The following is a 17684-nucleotide window of genomic DNA, read 5'->3' on the forward strand; positions in this document are numbered from 1 at the left end:
AAAAATCAGCCGATAAAACTCAGCTGATTTCAGATAGATTCAGTCAAAAAAGTCTCGTAATTCCTGCATAATGGCTGCCTCCGGCAGAATGTCCAAAGAAGCCAATTGTGATAGATGATGCTGAATCTGCTTGCCATAGCGTTTACTAGAGATTCTGTTGTCCAAAAGAATAACAGCTGACTTCTGATGTTCATTGCGCCGGGTCCGGCCAATGGCCTGCTTAAGCCGCAAAATGGCAAGAGGCAGTTGATAATCATAAAAGGCATTCTTACCTTCCGCTTTCAAGCGGCTGTTGATCTTCTGCACGAAGAAATCCTTGGGATTGTCAAATGGAATCCGAGTGATTAGCTGAATAATCTGTTCTTGCTCAGCAAAATCAGCCCCCTCCCAGAAGCTACCAGATCCCAAAAGGATACCTGCCTCTCCTCTATCAAAACGCCGCTTGATATTGCCAGCATCGCCATTTTTATATTGGGCCAAATGCGGCAGAGCCAGCAAGTCCGAAACAGTCAAAAGCAAGTCTTTAGAGGTGAAGAGAACAACGATAGGCAGACCAAGTTCTGCCACTTCTTGCAGGCAAGCAACAATCTCTCGAGCAAAATCCTCAGTTGACAAATCCACTACTGCTGGAAAATTCTCATCTAAAAAGAGCTTCTGCAGTGGCTTCTTCTTGCTTTTCAGCTTGTAAAAGTGATAACTTTCAAAGCCTAGTAACTGCGCCAAATTGACCTTTGAGCTGATTTCCAGAGTGGACGAAACCAAGATAACCTTGGCACTTTCAGGCAGGAAATCAGTAAAATGCAGTAATTCTGAACGGCCAGCATGCAGTGTCATCAAGCGATGGTCTACCAAAACTTCATCAACCAACCAATAATACTGGTATTTGCCACTGAACAAGTGCTGCAGCTCAGGCAATGAACTTGTCTTTAACTCGGACACATCCTGAAGCAGCCGGGCAATCTTTTCCGGACTTAGCTCAGATGTTTTCTTGCGATGCTTCTCTGCGGCATCAGCCAGCTCAAACTGAATGCTTTGCAAAAGCCGTTGCTGCAGAAGTTCCCCTTCTTCCTGAAGGAGATGATTTATCTGCTGCAGCTTTTTAGTTAGATTTATACTGGCCTGAGAGAAGCTTTCCAAGGCAAAAAACATCTTCTGAGCTTCATCAACTACCAGAATACGATTGTCCAGCAAAGACTGATCATCCTCTAAACGCGTCAGCAGGTAAGCATGATTGGTAATCACGACCCGACTGGTAGCCGCCTTGACCTGTCCCAACCGCCAAAAATCTTCCTCATAAAAAAGAGAATGTTTGCTTAGCTTGCCATCATGACGGATTTCATTGAAGTAGCTTGAGAAGCGATGAGCCTGCCCGATCTCACTCAAATCACCTGTTTTGGTTTCTGTCAGCCAGACTAAGAGTTGTAGCTTGCAGCGATTAATCAGACGGTTGTCATATTCCCTGTCTAGTGTCTGATAGAAATGGTCCAGCTTGAGATAATTCTCCGGACTCTTTAGACTGTGAAAGGAAATACCAAAGACTTCCTCCAACAATCGTCCTTCCTTTTGCAACAGCTGGTCCTGCAGAATCTTAGTCGGAACCGTCACTAGTACTTTTTCTTGACCTCTAGATAGAATAGGCAGCAAGTAGCCAAAGGTCTTACCTAAGCCTGTCTGCGCCTCTAAAAAACTAGGCTCCTGCTGGTCCAGAGCTTCCTCCATAAAACGAGCAAACTTGAGCTGTTCAGGCCGATCTTCTAAGCCCAGCAGGTATAGATTGGTGAGGAAATCCTGCGACAGTTTCTTTTCCGAAGTCAGCTTTTGGGGACGTCGCAAGAAAATACCATGGCAGGATTGCAGTTCCTTATCTTGCTGATCCGGCATCGTCTGATAAACTTCCTCGATAGCCAGGCGCGACTCATAGATAATGCTGTCCGCCAACATTAACATTTTCTCAACCAAGGCCTTGGGCAGGCTCTTGATTTTGTCTTGTATTTTTAAAAATAGCTGAGTTGTTGCTTGAGCATCTGCCAGAGCAGTGTGGGCGTTTTCCAGAGAAATATCCAGCAAATTGCAAAGTTTGCCCAAGGAATATTTATCAAAGGTCGGGTAAAAGACCTGAGCCAACTCCACCGTATCCACACGCGGTGTCAGCAAGTCAAAACCTTCCCAGAAAAGGGCCTCCGCTAGTAGATTGGCGTCAAACTTAACATTATGAGCGACAAAAATCGCGTCCTGAATCAGCTCATATACCTCAGCTGCTACCTGAGAAAACTCCGGGGCTCGGCCAAGCCGCTCATCATTCAATCCCGTCAGCTGTTTGATATGCTCATCCAATTCCTCACGAGGATTGACATCTGTTTCATAAGTCTTGGTAATGCATCCATTCTCAATCAAAACAATGCCAATCTGGATAATCTTTGCACTGCTGCCCGTTCCTGTAGCCTCCAAGTCCACAACGGCATACTTATAATCATTTTGTGTCATACTGCTATGATTATATCATAAAAGCCATTCTGATACATCTGAAAATTTTCAGCCCAAGCGCAGAAAGTAATTCTGTGCAAAAAAACAGCTTTTCTGTTACACTCAATAGCAGAATACATTTTCCGAGGAAATCAAATGAAGATTCATAAAATTATCAACCTTGTAGCTTTTGAAAACACCCATATCTTAGAAAATAATCATGGCCTCCTAGTTGTCGATCCTGGCAGTGACTGGAAAAAGATTGAGCGAAAATTAGAGGAACTAGCCAAACCTGTGATTGCTATTCTCCTAACCCACACCCATTATGACCACATTATGAGCTTAGAAAAGGTCCGGGAGCACTATGCTGCCCCACCTGTTTATGTGGCTGAGAGTGAAAGCAGCTGGCTCTACACACCGACAGATAACCTATCTGGTCTGGCGCGCCATGCCGATCTGGATGATATTATCTGTCGACCAGCAGAAGAGTTTTTCTCCTACGAAACAAACTATGATCTTGGAGGCTTTCACTTCTATGTGCTTGCAACACCTGGCCACTCCATCGGAGGTGCCTCTCTAGTCTTTCCAGATGACCACCTTGTTTTGACGGGTGATGCTCTCTTTCGGGAAAGCATCGGACGAACGGATCTGCCGACAGGAAACATGGAACAATTGCTGACGTCCATTCGTGAGAAACTTTTGGTTCTCCCCAAAGACTATGCTGTTTATCCTGGTCATGGTCATGATACCACTATTTCACATGAAAAAATCTTTAATCCATTTTTAGCTCAGTAGCCATTTAAGCAATTACCTATAATTATCTAAAAAAACAGAGTTTGAAATTCTTCAAACTCTGTTTTTTTATAAATTGTTAAATCTTCAAGAAGCGTCTCATAGAGAAGACAGATCCCAAAGATCCGATAAGAATACCCAATACGAAGAGTATTGCTATCATAATCGGACTAAAGAGTTTCGGATCAATCATAGAAAGCCCTTGACCGACTAGGCTCTTATTCATAGTCTGGAAGGCTATTTTGTATATAAAATACACTGCCACTGACGGAATTGTTGCCCCTAGCAAGCCAATCCAAGCCCCTTCAAACAGGAATGGTCCACGGATATAGCTATTCTTGGCACCAACCAAGCGCATGATTTGAATCTCGCGACTGCGGGAAATAATGGTAATCCGAATAGTATTGGAAATGAGAAGGACAGCAACAAAAATCAGAAGCGCTGCACCAATCAAGCCCCATGTTTGGATGAAATTAGAAAGCGCAAAAAGCTTTTTAGTGTTGGTACCACCATTTTGAACCTCTGAAACACCATCAATCTTCCGAGCATCTTTTGTAACAGATTCTACATACTTCGGTGCCTTGGTCTCAACAATATAAGCATCGTAAAGTGGGTTGGCATCACCGTCAAAAATCTTCCACTCACTACCCATGGTTTTTGTCAGCTGCTCATATTGTTCTTCCTTACTAGAAAAAGTAACCTTATCTACATTTTTCATAGAAGTCAGAGCATCATAGACCTTGTGGTAGTCCTCATTCTGAACTGTTTGACCTTCTTTTACAATCGTTTCGCTATTGTCGGCAACATCCTTACGCATGTAGACCATGACGCGGACATTATTGGAAATATCATTTGCCAGCTTGGCTGTATTTAAAATTACTGAAGCAAAGACAGCCACTAAGCTCAAGGTAATCATAACCGAGCTGACAGCTGCTACAGTCATCCAACCATTCCGCGTAAGACTCTTAAGCGACTCAATCAAATGACGAAAAAATCTTCTAATCATCGTATCCGTATTCTCCTTCCGCTTCATCACGTACCACACGGCCATTTTCAATAGCAATAACGCGGTGACGCAGAGTATTTACAATCTGGCTGTTGTGGGTTGCCATCAGGACAGTTGTTCCCTGAAGGTTAATCCGCTCCAGCAGGTTCATAATCTCCCAAGAATTATCTGGGTCCAAGTTTCCTGTCGGCTCATCCGCAATCAGGACTTTAGGGTTGTTAACAATAGCACGCGCAATGGCAATCCGCTGCTGCTCACCACCGGACAGCTCATTAGGGAATGAGCGGACCTTGTGCTTCAGACCAACCAGGTCCAGCACTTCCATAACCCGCTTTTTAATATTGCGGCGGCGCTCACCGATAACTTCCATGGCGTAGGCAATATTCTCATACACTGTCTTTTTAGGAAGAAGTTTGTAGTCTTGGAAGACGACTCCAACCTGACGGCGCAGCATTGGAACATCGCGTTTCTTAATCTTAGCCAAGTCGAAATCAGCTACTTTCAGGCTTCCCTTATCCAGCTTTATCTCCCTGTAAAGCAAACGAATAAAGGTTGACTTTCCTGCTCCTGAAGGGCCTACAATATAGGCAAACTCTCCAGGTTCTACGTTAATAGACACACTACGTAAGGCAGTGGTCCCGTTGCCATACTTCTTGACAACATCTTTCATTTCAATTATTGACATCTATTGAAATTTCCTTTCAATCTAATTCTAATCTCTTGCATTTCCTAGTTCAAACGCCATTTCAAATAAGCGTCGATGAAACCATCCAAATCACCATCCATCACCTTGTCCACCTGTGCTACTTCGTAACTGGTCCGATGGTCTTTGACCATGGTATAAGGCGTAAAGACATAGGAGCGGATTTGGCTGCCCCAGGAAATCTCCTTCTTATCTCCCTTGAGTGAATCTACTTCGGCTGCTTGTTTCTCTTGCTCTAGCTGATAAAGCTTAGCTTGTAGCATCTTCATCGCCCGATCACGGTTTCCATACTGGGTCCGGTCAACGGTAGACTGCACCACAATTCCTGTAGGAATATGCGTCAGCCGCACACCAGTAGAAACTTTATTGACGTTCTGCCCGCCGGCTCCTCCCGAGCGGAAAGTGTCCATCTTAATATCGTCATCTCGAATTTCCACCTCAATGGTGTCATCCAGCTCTGGCATGACCTCTACTGAGGTAAAAGAAGTATGGCGACGTTTAGCTGAGTCAAATGGCGAAATCCGAACTAAACGGTGGACTCCCATTTCTGACTTGAGCAGACCATAAGCGTGCGGCCCTTCAAATGAAAGAGTCACTGACTTAATTCCCGCTTCATCACCAGCTTGATAGTCCAAGACCTCTACTTTGAAGCCCTTGGCATTGCCAAAGCGTGTATACATACGCAGCAGCATATCTCCCCAATCCTGGGCCTCTGTACCACCAGAGCCCGGATGAATTTCAAGGATAGCATTGTTATTGTCATAAGGCTCAGATAAGAGCAGAGTCATTTCATAGCTGGTCATCATTTTCTCGAGTTCGTCCAGCTTTTCCTCCAACTCACCCTGAACCGACTCATCTTCAGCCAGAAAATCAAGCAAGATTTCCGATTCATCAAAAAGCTCAGTCATATGATGGAAATTTTCATAGGTTTGCTTGAGTTCATTCAGCTCTTGAGATGTCTTCTGGGCTGCAATGTTGTCATCCCAAAAGTCGGGTTCTGTCATCTTATTTTCTAAGATGGCAATTTCTTCTTCCAGACCTTCTAAGTCAAAGAGACCCCCTGAAAGAAGCTAATTTTTCACGATTTGCGTCAATCTTTTGACGAATTTCTGAAATGTCCATAAATACCTCTTTTCACATATCGTTTAATTATAACATAAATCAAACAGTTTGCCTAATCTCACATTCAGCAGCTTACATTTTATCGGATTTTCCCTAGCTAGGCAAGACAAGCGACTCCTTGTCACCTAATTGTTAGAAAAGTAATATAATGACATGGGGTTGGAAGAATTATTTCAAGTCTTCCTAGACTTTGTCCATGAATAAACGAAATATAAGATTACGATAATTTATGAGGTGTTCAGATAAAAGGGGAACTCTCCATAGGTGCTTAAGCATTTTCAAGTTTTGAAAAATATGCTAGACTAAAATTATGACAAGAATCGGATTTATGAGCGACCTCCATCTGGACTCAAATCAGTTTGGGAATTTTGAACACCAAGCTCTTCGCCAGCTTTTAAAAGAGGAAGGTATTGACCACCTACACATCGCTGGTGACCTGTCCAACGACCTGACCAATATTAGTTTGCCCTTTCTTGAAACTTTGAAGCAAGAGATTCCCCTTTCTTTTAATCTGGGAAATCACGATATGCTGGGACTTTCTGAGCAAGAAATTTCAAACTATGATTTTCAGGTCCAGCAGTTCGGCCGGACTAAGCTCGTCAGCTTTTCTGGCTGGTACGACTACAGCTTTGTTCCAGAAAAAAGCAAGGAAGAGCATCTGAGAACCAAGACTAATTTCTGGTTTGACCGAAGATTGGAGCGTCAACTCGACGATCCTAGCATCACAGCTCAGACGCTGCAAGAGTTAGAAAAACTGTTGGCGGCTTTAGACGGTCCCATTATTGTTGCTCTGCATTTTGTCCCCCATCAAGACTTCCTTTACGACCATCCCTATTTCCAGCGCTTCAATGCCTTCCTAGGAAGTCAAGCTTTTCATCGACTCTTTGTCAAATACAGGGTGAAAGAAGTGATTTTCGGCCATCTCCATCACCGCCACCAAAGCCGTGTTATCGAAGGGGTCCGCTACCATATGCGTCCTCTGGGCTACATCCGCGAATGGGAACTGACTCGGAACTTTTTTAATGACTTTCCTCAGTATCAGATTCCTCAGATGTATCGCTTGCATAAGCGTTATAACGCTATAAAAGATTTAGCCGAATTTCGAGACTATAAGAAAAAAAACCTAGCAGACGAACTGCGAGATGCTTTAACGGTGATTGAAGTTCAGTAATGGAAATGTTGGATAGCAGTTCTCAGCTCATCTGAGAGCTGCTTTTTGCTGTCCAACTGCACAAAGACTTCTAATAAACAGGAACGAAAATTGGAAAAAGCAATGAAGTCCTGGTTGCTATCCAATGGAAAACTCTGTGATTGAAGCCACAGTCTAAGTTCATGCTGCGACAGTTTTTCCTTTAAGACAGCTTGATAGAGCACCTGGGCTAAGCGCCAATCCTCATCATTTCTGAAACGGACTGAAACTCTTTTAAAAACTTGATGAATGACCTCTAAAACCTCTGGCATCCTACTGGAGGGAAAGTCCGGATGACAAGTCACTTCTGTCAATAAGTCTGCTCCATGAGCGAAGGCATGAACCCAACCGTATTTCCTGGAGTAACCCCTTGTGTCTCTTTCTACTGACAGGTAGGTTAGCCCCTTATCTAGTAAATATCTTCTTCCCTGCACTGATAAAGCCTGATAATACGAAGAGTTTGGATCACCATCACAGTTTAAGAGATTAGCATAAAGTAAAGCCGTGAAGGAACGTGTTAAGGTAGCTTGACCGTTTTTATCACTCTCGTAAAAAAGTCCTTGTCTTTTGACTGCTTCGTGAGCCAAAAAACAAAACTGTTCAGCTGAAAACAGGTCAGCCTGAAGTCCCCTTGCTAAGGACGAAAAGACTAACTCATCACGGATTGTCGCTTCTGGATGACCAATATGATCCAGTAACCATAAGATTTCTTCCTCATAATATAAAGGAGAAGCTTCTTCCAACTTCTTTCGTAAGTTTTGACACATACTTTCACCGTCCTTTCGAGTTGCTTTCTTTAAATGTGATTATACCGCCTTGTACGCAAAAAAGCCATCCGTAGATGACTTTTTGCTGTTAAATAGCATTCTTATCCATACCTAATTTACGTTGGATGAACTTAACAATTTCAACAATGACAATCATGGCAAAGCTACCAATCAGAACAACTGTCCATTGTGACAAGTCCAGCTTGGTCACATGGAAAATCTTTTCCAGTGGATCAATGACAATAGTTGAAATCAATAGGATGAAAGAAACCAGAATAGACCAGTTGAAGGTCTTAGACTTGAATGGACCAACTGTAAAGATAGATTGGTAAACAGATTTCACATTGTAAGCATGGAAGAGCTGGATGAGGCCAAGCGTTGCAAAGGCCATTGTCAGAGCATCCGCATGGATAGCCTTGATATCACCGGCATGGACGGGATTAGAGATAGCATAACCATAAACCGCCAGAACCAAAGCCCCTTGCAAGACACCCTGATAGATGATAGAGCTCATCACTCCACCTGAGAAGAAGCTAGACTTACGACCGCGAGGCTTATGACTCATGACACCTGGCTCAGCAGGCTCAACTCCCAAAGCAATAGCTGGGAAGGTATCCGTTACTAGGTTAATCCAAAGCAGATGAACTGGCTGCAGCACATCCCAGCCAAAGAGGGTTGCCAAGAAAATAGTCAGTACCTCAGCTGTATTAGCTGAAAGGAGATACTGGATAGTCTTTTGAATATTAGAGAAGACCTTACGTCCTTCTTCCACGGCTACAATGATGGTCGCAAAGTTATCATCTGCCAGAATCATGTCAGAGGCACCCTTAGATACTTCTGTACCGGTAATTCCCATACCGATACCGATATCAGCTGTCTTCAGAGCTGGCGCGTCATTAACACCGTCACCTGTCATGGCAACAACCTTACCTTGGTTTTGCCACGCTTTGACGATACGAACCTTGTGTTCTGGAGATACACGCGCGTAAACAGAGTATTGTCCAACAACCTTTTCGAATTCTGCATCAGAAAGCTCATTGAGCTCTGCACCAGTCAAGACATGGTCTTCAGTATCTCCTTCTTCGATGATACCTAAACGCTTAGCGATAGCTTCTGCTGTATCCTGATGGTCACCGGTAATCATAATCGGACGAATACCAGCTTCCTTGGCTACACGAACAGCTTCTGTTGCTTCTGCTCGTTCTGGGTCAATCATACCGATTAAACCAGTAAAGATTAAATCATTTTCCAGATTTTCAGATGTCAGGTCAGTCGGAACTGCATCAATAATCTTGTAGGCGCCAGCCAGCACACGCAGAGCTTGGTGAGCCATTTCTGAGTTATTAGACTTGATCAACTGTGAAGTAGCATCATCAATCGCTGCAACATCTCCAGCCTTATCACGGGCAACACAGCGTTTCAATAGTTGATCTGGTGCTCCCTTTACTGCCACAAGGAATTTCCCATCTGGTAATGGATGAACGGTAGACATGAGCTTACGGTCTGAATCAAATGGCAGCTCAGCTACTCGAGGATATTTCCCTAAAAAGGCCTTCACATCATAGCCCTTGTCCAGAGCATATTGAATAAAGGCTGTTTCTGTTGGGTCACCAATTAGCTTCCCTTCCTGGTCAATCTTGGTATCATTAGCCAAAACAACCGAACGTAAGAGAGGTAGCTCCAAGCCAAGTTCAATATCTTGTCCAGCTTCATTCAGGACTCCGTCATAAAAGACTTTTTCGACCGTCATCTTATTCATGGTCAGGGTACCAGTCTTATCTGAAGCGATAATCTCAGTTGATCCCAAAGTCTCAACAGCTGGAAGCTTACGGACAATTGAATTCCGCTTAGCCAAAACCTGAGTTCCCAAAGCCAACACGATGGTAACGATAGCAGGCAGGCCTTCTGGAATAGCAGCAACTGCCAAGGCTACAGAGGTCATCAGCTCATCCAGTGGATTTTTCCCTTGAATGAAGACACCGACTACAAAAGTCACTGCAGCAATCACCAAGATAGCATAGGTCAGAACCTTAGACAGACTATTAAGATTTTGCTTGAGCGGTGTGTCCGTTTCATCCGCATCCTGCAACATACCTGCGATGTGGCCTACTTCCGTATACATCCCTGTATTGACAACAACCCCTACTCCTCGGCCATAGGTCACATTTGAGTTTTGGAAGGCCATATTCACACGGTCTCCAATACCAGCATCTGCAGCCACCTCAACTGTCAAATCTTTCTCAACCGGAACAGACTCACCTGTCAGAGCAGCTTCTTCGATTTTCAGTGAATTAGCTTCCAGAAGCCGCATATCCGCTGGGACAACGTCACCGGCTTCCAGTCTAACGATATCACCAGGTACCAAGTCCTTAGAATCTACTTCTGTGACATGGCCATCACGCAGGACACGCGCAGCCGGGCTGGACATCGATTTGAGAGCTGCAATCGCTTCTTCAGCCTTTCCTTCCTGATAGACACCGAATATGGCATTGATGATTACTACAGCTAAGATGATTAAAGCATCAGCGATGTCTTCGCCGCCTGATGTGACAACAGACAAGACAGCTGCTACCAACAAGATGATAATCATCAAATCCTTGAACTGCTCTAAAAACTTCATTAAGAGAGATTTTTTCTCTCCTTCATCCAGTTCATTGCGACCATAATCAGCTAAACGCTTGGCGGCTTCTTGACTGGACAAACCTTGCTCTGAAGCGTCCAAAGTTTTGAAAATTTCCTCAGGACTCTGGGTGTAAAAAGCTTGGCGCTTTTGTTCTTGTGACAATGTATTCCTCCTCTTGGCCTCTTTTATTTCTGAAGTTTTCTGACCACTAGGACTCATCATCTTGAACCACATTAGTCATATCCAAAAAGTCAGAAACAAAAAAGAGACCTGTTTATTAACAAGTCTCGCTATTTCATACAAGGCCGGAAATTTCTTTCGTATTGACGACCTTGTAACGGTTATTCCGTTAGCTACTCCCTTGAGTTAGAAACTATTATACCAAATTTTCAAGCTTTTGCAAGGGGAAACATTATGATATTCAAGAGTTTTCTCAGAGGATAGCAGTTAACCCCAGCTAATCTCCATTTCATAGCTGGCAAAAATCTGCTCCCCATCAACAGTTTTCAGCTGATAATGAAGTTGCAGGACTTGATTAGTAAAATCAACCTTATAGAAAGGAGTATCGGTCACAAACTGCTGCACGCCCACAGGTGTATGGATGCCAACCAGCGCCTGCCCTTGACTGATGAAGCGCATGATGGACTTAGGCTCGGAAAAGCGTGTCATAACCAACTCTTTATCGTGAAACTTCAGAACCACTTTCTCACCTTCCTCATTCTTGTAAAGCAGATAATGATAGTCTCCTTTTTGCATCCAGTCCGTATCGTAGACCTGATCAATTAGCTCGGTATGCCCGTCCAGCTGGATTTGATTTTTTATTCTAATTTGCATCTTCATCTCGTTTCTGTTTTTCTTTCCCTATTCTATCAAAAAAATGACAAAATTGCTCTTCTTTCAGTTGCAGCTTTGATTTTTTTCCTACTATGATTTGTGGTATAATGGTAACATGATTGAAAAAGTATTTCGGGACCCGGTTCATAATTATGTTCATGTGGACCATCAGGTTATTTATGATTTAATCAATACCAAAGAATTTCAACGGCTGCGCCGCATCAAACAGCTGGGTACCTCCGGCTATACTTTCCACGGCGGGGAGCACAGCCGTTTTTCGCATTGTCTGGGAGCTTATGAGATTGCTCGGCGCATCACTAAGATTTTCAATGAAAAATACCAAGCCAACTGGGATAGCCATGAAAGCCTGCTGACCATGACTGCAGCTCTCCTTCATGACTTGGGACACGGAGCTTATTCACATACTTTCGAGCGTCTTTTTGACACTAATCACGAGGATATTACGCGGCAAATCATCACCAGCCCAGAGACGGAGATTCATCAGGTACTGGTGCAGGTTTCACCAGATTTCCCTGAAAAGGTAGCTAGCGTCATCAACCATACCTATCCCAATAAACAGGTGGTTCAGCTGATTTCCAGCCAGATTGATGTGGACCGGATGGACTATCTCTTGCGAGATTCCTTTTTTACTGGTGCTTCCTATGGACAATTTGACTTAACCAGAATTTTACGAGTGATTTGTCCTGTAGAAAACGGCATCGCCTTCAAGCGCAATGGCATGCATGCAGTAGAAGACTACGTAGTCAGCCGCTACCAGATGTACATGCAAGTCTATTTCCACCCAGCTAGCCGTGCTATGGAAGTTCTGCTGCAAAATCTGCTCAAGCGGGCCAAGTTTCTCTATCCGGCTCAGAAGGATTATTTTGCGCTATCATCGCCCAATCTCATTCCATTCTTTGAAAACAGAGTGACCCTGCAGGATTATCTGGCCTTGGATGATGGTGTTATGAATACCTATTTCCAAGTTTGGATGACTAGTCCGGATAAGATTTTATCTGACCTGGCTCAGCGTTTTATCAACCGCAAGGTCTTTAAGTCTATCGTCTTCTCTCAGGAAAACGAAGCGCATTTGGATATCATGCGAGACCTAGTTGGACAGGTTGGTTTTGACCCTGATTACTATACTGCTATCCATCGTAATTTTGATTTGCCTTACGATTTCTACCGGCCTGACGTTGAAAAACCCCGGACCCAGATTGAGATTCTGCAAAAAGATGGCAGCTTAGCAGAATTGTCCAGCCTGTCACCTATCGTTCATTCGCTAGCAGGGACCAGACAAGGAGATAATCGCTTCTACTTCCCTAAGGAAATGCTGGCAGAGACGGGACTTTTCAGCGAAAAAAACCATACCTTTATGCACTATATCAAAAACGACCAATTTACCTACGGAGAATAATATGTCTATCAAATTAGTTGCCGTTGACATTGACGGAACCCTTTTAAATAACCAAAAAGAAATCACTCCTGAAGTCTTCAGCGCTGTTCAGGATGCCAAGGCTGCTGGCGTTAAAATCGTCATTGCAACCGGCCGTCCTATTGCGGGTGTTCAAAAGCTTCTCGAGGACCTAGAGCTTAATCAGCCAGACAACTATGTCGTTACCTTCAACGGCGGACTGGTGCAGGATACTGTCACAGGTCAAGAATTAATCAAAGAAACACTGACTTATGATGACTATCTGGATATCGAACTGCTTGGTCGAAAATTAGGCGTTCACATGCATGCCATCACTAAGGACGGCATTTATACAGCTAATCGTAACATCGGCAAGTACACTGTTTACGAGTCCAATCTGGTCAGCATGCCTATCTTCTACCGCACACCTGAAGAAATGGTCAATAAAGAAATCGTTAAGTGCATGTATATTGATGAGCCAGAAATTCTGGATGCGGCCATTGCCAAGCTGCCACCGGAATTAGCTGAAAAATATACACTGGTTAAGTCAGCTCCTTTCTATCTGGAAATTGTCAAAAAGACTGTCAATAAAGGAGCTGCTATCCTTCATCTGGCTGAAAAACTTGGCTTAAGCAAGGAGCAGACCATGGCTATCGGTGATGAAGAAAACGACCGCGCCATGCTGGAAGCCGTTGGCTCTCCTGTTGTCATGGAAAACGGTAAGGAAGAACTCAAGAAAATCGCCAAATATATCACCAAATCGAATGACGAATCCGGCGTAGCACACGCTATTAGAGAGTGGGTTTTAAAATAATGTTTAGTTACAAAATTGGAATTTCAGCTCAGGAACACGATGATTTTGTCACGGCTCATCCACAGGCCAATCTTCTGCAGAGCTCAGCCTGGGCTCAGATTAAGGATAACTGGGCTAATGAGCGCTTGGGCTTCTATAAAGACGACCGCTTGGTTGCTGCAGCCAGTGTCTTGATCAAACCACTGCCCTTAGGGATGACCATGCTTTATATCCCGCGCGGCCCCATCATGGACTATGGTGACAAGGAGCTGCTGGCCTTTGTTTTGGCCTCGCTCAAGAAATTTGCCAAGGAGAAAAAAGCGCTATTTGCCAAGTTTGATCCTAGCCTCTTTCTGGCAGAAAGCAAGATGGGTGGCGAATTGCAAGACAAGGCAGAAACGATTGAGCTGATTCAAAAACTGCAGCAAGCTGGAGCTGTCTGGGTCGGGCGGACTGAGTCTCTGGACGAAACCATCCAGCCTCGCTTGCAGGCTAATATTCATAAAGAAGATTTCAGCGAGGAACTGCTTTCTAAGAGTACTCGTCAAGCTATTCGCACTGCCCGTAACAAAGGCATCCAAATCCAATTTGGAGGAGCAGAATTACTGGATGACTTTTCAGCCCTGATGAAGAAGACAGAAAATAGAAAAAACATCCACCTACGCGGCAAAGACTATTACCAAAAACTCTTGGATACTTATCCTGAGCACTCCTACATCACCTTGTCTAGCATTGATCTAAAGGCACGCTTGGAAGACTTGCAGACTCAGCTGACCAAGACACTCAAGGAAGCAGAGAAATTTACCGAGAAAACCAAGCCCGGCAAGATTGAGAATAACAAGCAAGAACAGAAACGCCTCCAAGAAGAGATTGACTTTCTGCAGGACAAAATCAGCCAAGGGGCTGCTGTCGTTCCCCTGTCTGGCACACTGGTCTTGGAATACGGCAAAACCTCTGAAAATATCTATGCCGGAATGGACGAGGAGTACCGCCGTTACCAGCCAGCCATCATCACTTGGTACGAAACAGCCAAACATGCTTTTGAGCGCGGAGCTGATTGGCAAAATATGGGCGGAATCGAAAACGACCTCAAGGGTGGTCTCTATAGCTTTAAATCCAAGTTCAATCCGACCATTGAGGAATTTGCTGGTGAGTTTAACCTGCCGACCAATCCCCTCTATCACCTCTCCAATCATGTCTACACTATCAGAAAGAAACTGCGCAGCAAGCATTAAAAGAAAGGAAGCCTATGACCTTTAAACTTCTCAGCCAAGAAGAATTTATCCAGCATACCTCAGCTAGCTCCCAACGCTCTTTTATGCAGACCGTGGAAATGGCAGAGCTGCTGAGCAAGCGTGGCTTCAGTACCCAGTATATCGGCTACACTGACCCGCAGGGACAGGTAGTGGTGTCTGCTGTCCTCTACAGCATGCCTATGACTGGCGGCCTCCATATGGAAATCAACTGCGGTCCTGTCTCTACTGATGCTCAATACCTGACTCCTTTCTATCAAGCTTTGCAGGCTTACGCTAAAAAAGAAGGCGCCCTAGAGCTCATCATCAAGCCCTATGAGACGTACCAGACCTTTGACAGCAATGGCCAGCCTACATCTGATGAAAAAGTCGAGCTTATCCAGCAACTGACTGATTTGGGCTTTGACTTTGACGGCTTACAGACAGGCTATCCAGGTGGGGAGCCTGATTGGCATTATGTCAAAGACTTAGCTGGTCTGACGGAGAAAGACTTGCTCAAATCCTTCAGTAAAAATGGCAAGGCGACTGTCAAAAAGGCTAATACCTTTGGTATCAAGCTAAAAAGGCTGGAACGCGACCAGCTCAATCTTTTCAAAGAGATTACCTCTGCCACTTCTGATCGGCGTGAATACGATGACAAGCCACTGGACTATTACCAAGATTTTTATGATAGCTTTGGTCAACAAGCGGACTTTATGACAGCCAGTCTCAACTTCAAGGACTATCTTCAGAACTTACAAAAAGACCAAGAGAAACTGGGCCAGAAAATTCAGAAACTGCAGGCAGACTTGGGCAACAATCCTAAATCCGAAAAGAAACAAAACCAGCTGCGAGAGCTTTCCAGCCAGTTTGATAGCTTTGAAACCCGCAAAGCAGAGGCTCAAGAGCTGATTGATAAGTACGGTGACCAAGACCAAGTTCTGGCTGCCAGCCTCTTTATCTACACTCCTCAGGAAGCAACCTATCTTTTCAGCGGCTCCTATCCTGAGTTTAATAAATTCTACGCTCCTGCCCTGCTGCAGGAATACGTTATGACTGAAAGCATCAAGAGAGGCATTCCATTTTATAATTTCCTCGGTATTATGGGAATTTTCGATGGTTCTGACGGTGTTCTGCGCTTCAAACAGAACTTCAACGGCTTCATCGTAAGAAAAATTGGGACTTTCCGTTATTATCCCAACCCTCTCAAGTTTAAGCTGCTTCAACTCATAAAGAAAATTCTAAGACGTTAAAAAAAACCAAGGTTCAGATCGAAGACAAACATTCCAAATGGTGTTTGTCTTTTTCTTTTTGTCAGGCTAATATTCCATCTTTTGATAGAATAATGGTCATTTGAACAAAATAAAAAGGCTTCCCCACCCTCATTTTTACTAGTTTTTTGAGATTCAAACACGCCAAAGTAAGCCCAACCTTATCTCCATCTTGGACTTTCCTTTCTCTCTTGTATAACGGAGGTTATGGTACTCTTTGGCTGTCCCAAAGAGCCTTTCAATTATTTCTTTGCGCTTCTTATAAAGCTCCTTCATCCCTCTTCGGTGGCGAATCTCTTCACAAAATTCAAGATCATCTTTCCATACATGTCTCGTGATTACATTTTGGTGATTTTGGCTTTGGGTGCAAACGGATAATAGGGGACAGGAAGCACATGTATTTGGATTACTCTTATACTCACGGTAGCCTGCTCGGGTCGTCGTGCGATAGGCTAATACTTGATTCTCTGGACAGAGGTAACAGTCATAATAGGAATCGTAAACAAAATCATTGGGCCTTAAGTTCCCTTTTACACCCTTGGGGCGGGTATAGGGGAAGACAGGGATGATGTTTCGCTGTAATAAATAATGGGCAATAGCTGGAGTCTTATAGCCTGAGTCCGCAATAATGTAACGTGGGGAGAAAGCTTCTAATTTTGAAAAAAGGGCAGGGAAAGCCTGACTATCATGAACATTTCCTGCTTCAACCGTATAAGCCAAGGCCCAACCATGCTTATCACACGCTACTTGGGCAGAATAGGCAAATACTTCCTTGTGTTCCCCCTTGTGGAACCAACCACTCTCAGGATCTGTTCTCGAGATTTTCTTTTCTTTAGTCTCGCTTCCTTTTGCGGGCTTTAAGGACTTTTTTTCGTGTTTTCTCCTATCTAAATCAATCTCCACTTCCAATTGCTCACCCATAAATTTAGCTTGTTGGGCAACCATTTCCTTATGATACTTGTGACTGTTAGCTGCCGCTTTGATAGGGGTTCCATCCACAAATATTTCCGAAGGATCCATTAAACCAGCACATAAAGCTTGATGGAGTACTTGTGAAAATATCTCAGTAATCAGTGCTTTATCTTGAAAGCGACGACTGTAATTCTTTCCATATGTGGTAAAATGAGGCACCTTGTCATCCAAGCTTAGTCCAAGAAACCAACGATAGGCTACGTTTACTTCAATGTCTTTAATGGTTTGGCGCATGGAGCGAATGCCATAAAAACATTGAATCAAAGGGATTTTGACTAACATGACGGGATCTAGACTGGGACGACCCAGATCTGGGCTATAGGTTTCTTCAACCAAGTCATAGATAAAGTCGAAATCAACCTCTGATTCCACTTGGCGAAGAAAGTGATCTTCTGGGACCAATTCGTCTATCGTATAGAAACCATATTGGCAGCGATTATAATCAGGTTTTTCTTTGTGAAACATAGGGAGTACCTCACAAATTTTCTTACCTCTATTATACG

General features: G+C 43.9%; 13 protein-coding genes and 1 pseudogene. 6 read left to right on the forward strand and 8 right to left on the reverse strand.

What is annotated here, in order from left to right; all coding sequences use genetic code 11:
* Positions 1-39: 39 nt before the first annotated feature.
* Positions 40-2484, reverse strand: a complete 2445-nt coding sequence (locus MK370_RS03325) for a bifunctional DnaQ family exonuclease/ATP-dependent helicase (RefSeq protein WP_268684143.1) — start codon at positions 2482-2484, stop codon at positions 40-42.
* 135 nt (positions 2485-2619) lie between these two features.
* Between MK370_RS03325 and MK370_RS03330 the strand changes: the two genes are divergently transcribed.
* Positions 2620-3258, forward strand: a complete 639-nt coding sequence (locus MK370_RS03330) for an MBL fold metallo-hydrolase (protein WP_268684144.1) — start codon at positions 2620-2622, stop codon at positions 3256-3258.
* A 76-nt stretch (positions 3259-3334) separates the two neighbouring features.
* Here the strand turns inward: MK370_RS03330 and ftsX are convergent, their stop codons facing one another.
* The 3 genes from ftsX to prfB all read right to left on the reverse strand — a co-directional run bounded on the left by ftsX (position 3335) and on the right by prfB (position 6086).
* Positions 3335-4261, reverse strand: a complete 927-nt coding sequence (ftsX, locus tag MK370_RS03335) for a permease-like cell division protein FtsX (RefSeq protein ID WP_268684145.1) — start codon at positions 4259-4261, stop codon at positions 3335-3337.
* Positions 4254-4946 (reverse strand): cell division ATP-binding protein FtsE, encoded by a 693-nt coding sequence (gene ftsE / locus MK370_RS03340; RefSeq protein WP_268684146.1) that lies wholly within the window; start codon positions 4944-4946, stop codon positions 4254-4256. The genes ftsX and ftsE overlap by 8 nt, the downstream gene beginning before the upstream one ends.
* Positions 4947-4990: 44 nt before the next feature.
* Positions 4991-6086, reverse strand: a protein-coding gene (gene prfB, locus MK370_RS03345) for a peptide chain release factor 2 (protein ID WP_268684147.1) whose coding sequence is annotated in 2 segments (ribosomal slippage) — positions 4991-6013 and positions 6015-6086 — 1095 coding nt in all. Because the reading frame shifts where the segments join, the coding sequence is not laid out codon by codon here.
* Between the two features lie 310 nt (positions 6087-6396).
* Between prfB and MK370_RS03350 the strand changes: the two genes are divergently transcribed.
* Positions 6397-7257: a metallophosphoesterase gene (locus MK370_RS03350; protein WP_268684148.1), complete on the forward strand. Its 861-nt coding sequence runs from the start codon at positions 6397-6399 to the stop codon at positions 7255-7257.
* Here the strand turns inward: MK370_RS03350 and MK370_RS03355 are convergent.
* The 3 genes from MK370_RS03355 to MK370_RS03365 all read right to left on the reverse strand — a co-directional run bounded on the left by MK370_RS03355 (position 7251) and on the right by MK370_RS03365 (position 11499).
* Positions 7251-8042 (reverse strand): DUF2785 domain-containing protein, encoded by a 792-nt coding sequence (locus tag MK370_RS03355; protein WP_268684149.1) that lies wholly within the window; start codon positions 8040-8042, stop codon positions 7251-7253. The genes MK370_RS03350 and MK370_RS03355 overlap by 7 nt on opposite strands.
* A gap of 88 nt (positions 8043-8130) precedes the next feature.
* A complete protein-coding gene (locus MK370_RS03360) occupies positions 8131-10827 on the reverse strand; it encodes a cation-translocating P-type ATPase (RefSeq protein ID WP_268684150.1) in 2697 nt (898 codons plus the stop codon).
* A 285-nt stretch (positions 10828-11112) separates the two neighbouring features.
* Positions 11113-11499 (reverse strand): DUF1934 domain-containing protein, encoded by a 387-nt coding sequence (locus MK370_RS03365; protein WP_268684151.1) that lies wholly within the window; start codon positions 11497-11499, stop codon positions 11113-11115.
* A 115-nt stretch (positions 11500-11614) separates the two neighbouring features.
* Between MK370_RS03365 and MK370_RS03370 the strand changes: the two genes are divergently transcribed.
* Genes MK370_RS03370 through MK370_RS03385 form a run of 4 tightly spaced genes read left to right on the forward strand, consistent with a single transcriptional unit; the run spans position 11615 to position 16191 of the window.
* Positions 11615-12916, forward strand: coding sequence for an HD domain-containing protein (locus MK370_RS03370; protein WP_268684152.1), 1302 nt, complete (start codon positions 11615-11617; stop codon positions 12914-12916).
* A gap of 1 nt (position 12917) precedes the next feature.
* Positions 12918-13727: a sugar-phosphatase gene (yidA, locus tag MK370_RS03375; RefSeq protein ID WP_268684153.1), complete on the forward strand. Its 810-nt coding sequence runs from the start codon at positions 12918-12920 to the stop codon at positions 13725-13727.
* Positions 13727-14941, forward strand: coding sequence for an aminoacyltransferase (locus MK370_RS03380; RefSeq protein ID WP_268684154.1), 1215 nt, complete (start codon positions 13727-13729; stop codon positions 14939-14941). Before yidA ends, MK370_RS03380 begins: the two co-directional genes overlap by 1 nt.
* 14 nt (positions 14942-14955) lie before the next feature.
* Positions 14956-16191: an aminoacyltransferase gene (locus MK370_RS03385; RefSeq protein WP_268684155.1), complete on the forward strand. Its 1236-nt coding sequence runs from the start codon at positions 14956-14958 to the stop codon at positions 16189-16191.
* On the opposite strand, the pseudogene MK370_RS03390 reads toward MK370_RS03385, so the two are convergent.
* Positions 16180-17646: pseudogene (locus tag MK370_RS03390) on the reverse strand (IS1182 family transposase). The gene MK370_RS03385 and the pseudogene MK370_RS03390 sit on opposite strands and share 12 nt — an antisense overlap.
* Positions 17647-17684 lie beyond the last annotated feature (38 nt).

Origin of the sequence: Streptococcus sanguinis (assembly GCF_026781265.1) — a bacterium.
Lineage (GTDB): Bacteria > Bacillota > Bacilli > Lactobacillales > Streptococcaceae > Streptococcus > Streptococcus sanguinis_T.

Excerpts from the sequence above, each read along its gene's own strand:
- MK370_RS03380 (WP_268684154.1), top strand. The coding sequence starts at position 13,727 with ATGTTTAGTTACAAAATTGGAATTTCAGCTCAGGAACACGATGATTTT.
- MK370_RS03350 (WP_268684148.1), top strand. The coding sequence starts at position 6,397 with ATGACAAGAATCGGATTTATGAGCGACCTCCATCTGGACTCAAATCAG.
- MK370_RS03325 (WP_268684143.1), bottom strand. The coding sequence starts at position 2,484 with ATGACACAAAATGATTATAAGTATGCCGTTGTGGACTTGGAGGCTACA.
- MK370_RS03330 (WP_268684144.1), top strand. The coding sequence starts at position 2,620 with ATGAAGATTCATAAAATTATCAACCTTGTAGCTTTTGAAAACACCCAT.
- MK370_RS03365 (WP_268684151.1), bottom strand. The coding sequence starts at position 11,499 with ATGCAAATTAGAATAAAAAATCAAATCCAGCTGGACGGGCATACCGAG.
- yidA (WP_268684153.1), top strand. The coding sequence starts at position 12,918 with ATGTCTATCAAATTAGTTGCCGTTGACATTGACGGAACCCTTTTAAAT.
- ftsE (WP_268684146.1), bottom strand. The coding sequence starts at position 4,946 with ATGTCAATAATTGAAATGAAAGATGTTGTCAAGAAGTATGGCAACGGG.
- ftsX (WP_268684145.1), bottom strand. The coding sequence starts at position 4,261 with ATGATTAGAAGATTTTTTCGTCATTTGATTGAGTCGCTTAAGAGTCTT.
- MK370_RS03370 (WP_268684152.1), top strand. The coding sequence starts at position 11,615 with ATGATTGAAAAAGTATTTCGGGACCCGGTTCATAATTATGTTCATGTG.
- MK370_RS03355 (WP_268684149.1), bottom strand. The coding sequence starts at position 8,042 with ATGTGTCAAAACTTACGAAAGAAGTTGGAAGAAGCTTCTCCTTTATAT.
- MK370_RS03385 (WP_268684155.1), top strand. The coding sequence starts at position 14,956 with ATGACCTTTAAACTTCTCAGCCAAGAAGAATTTATCCAGCATACCTCA.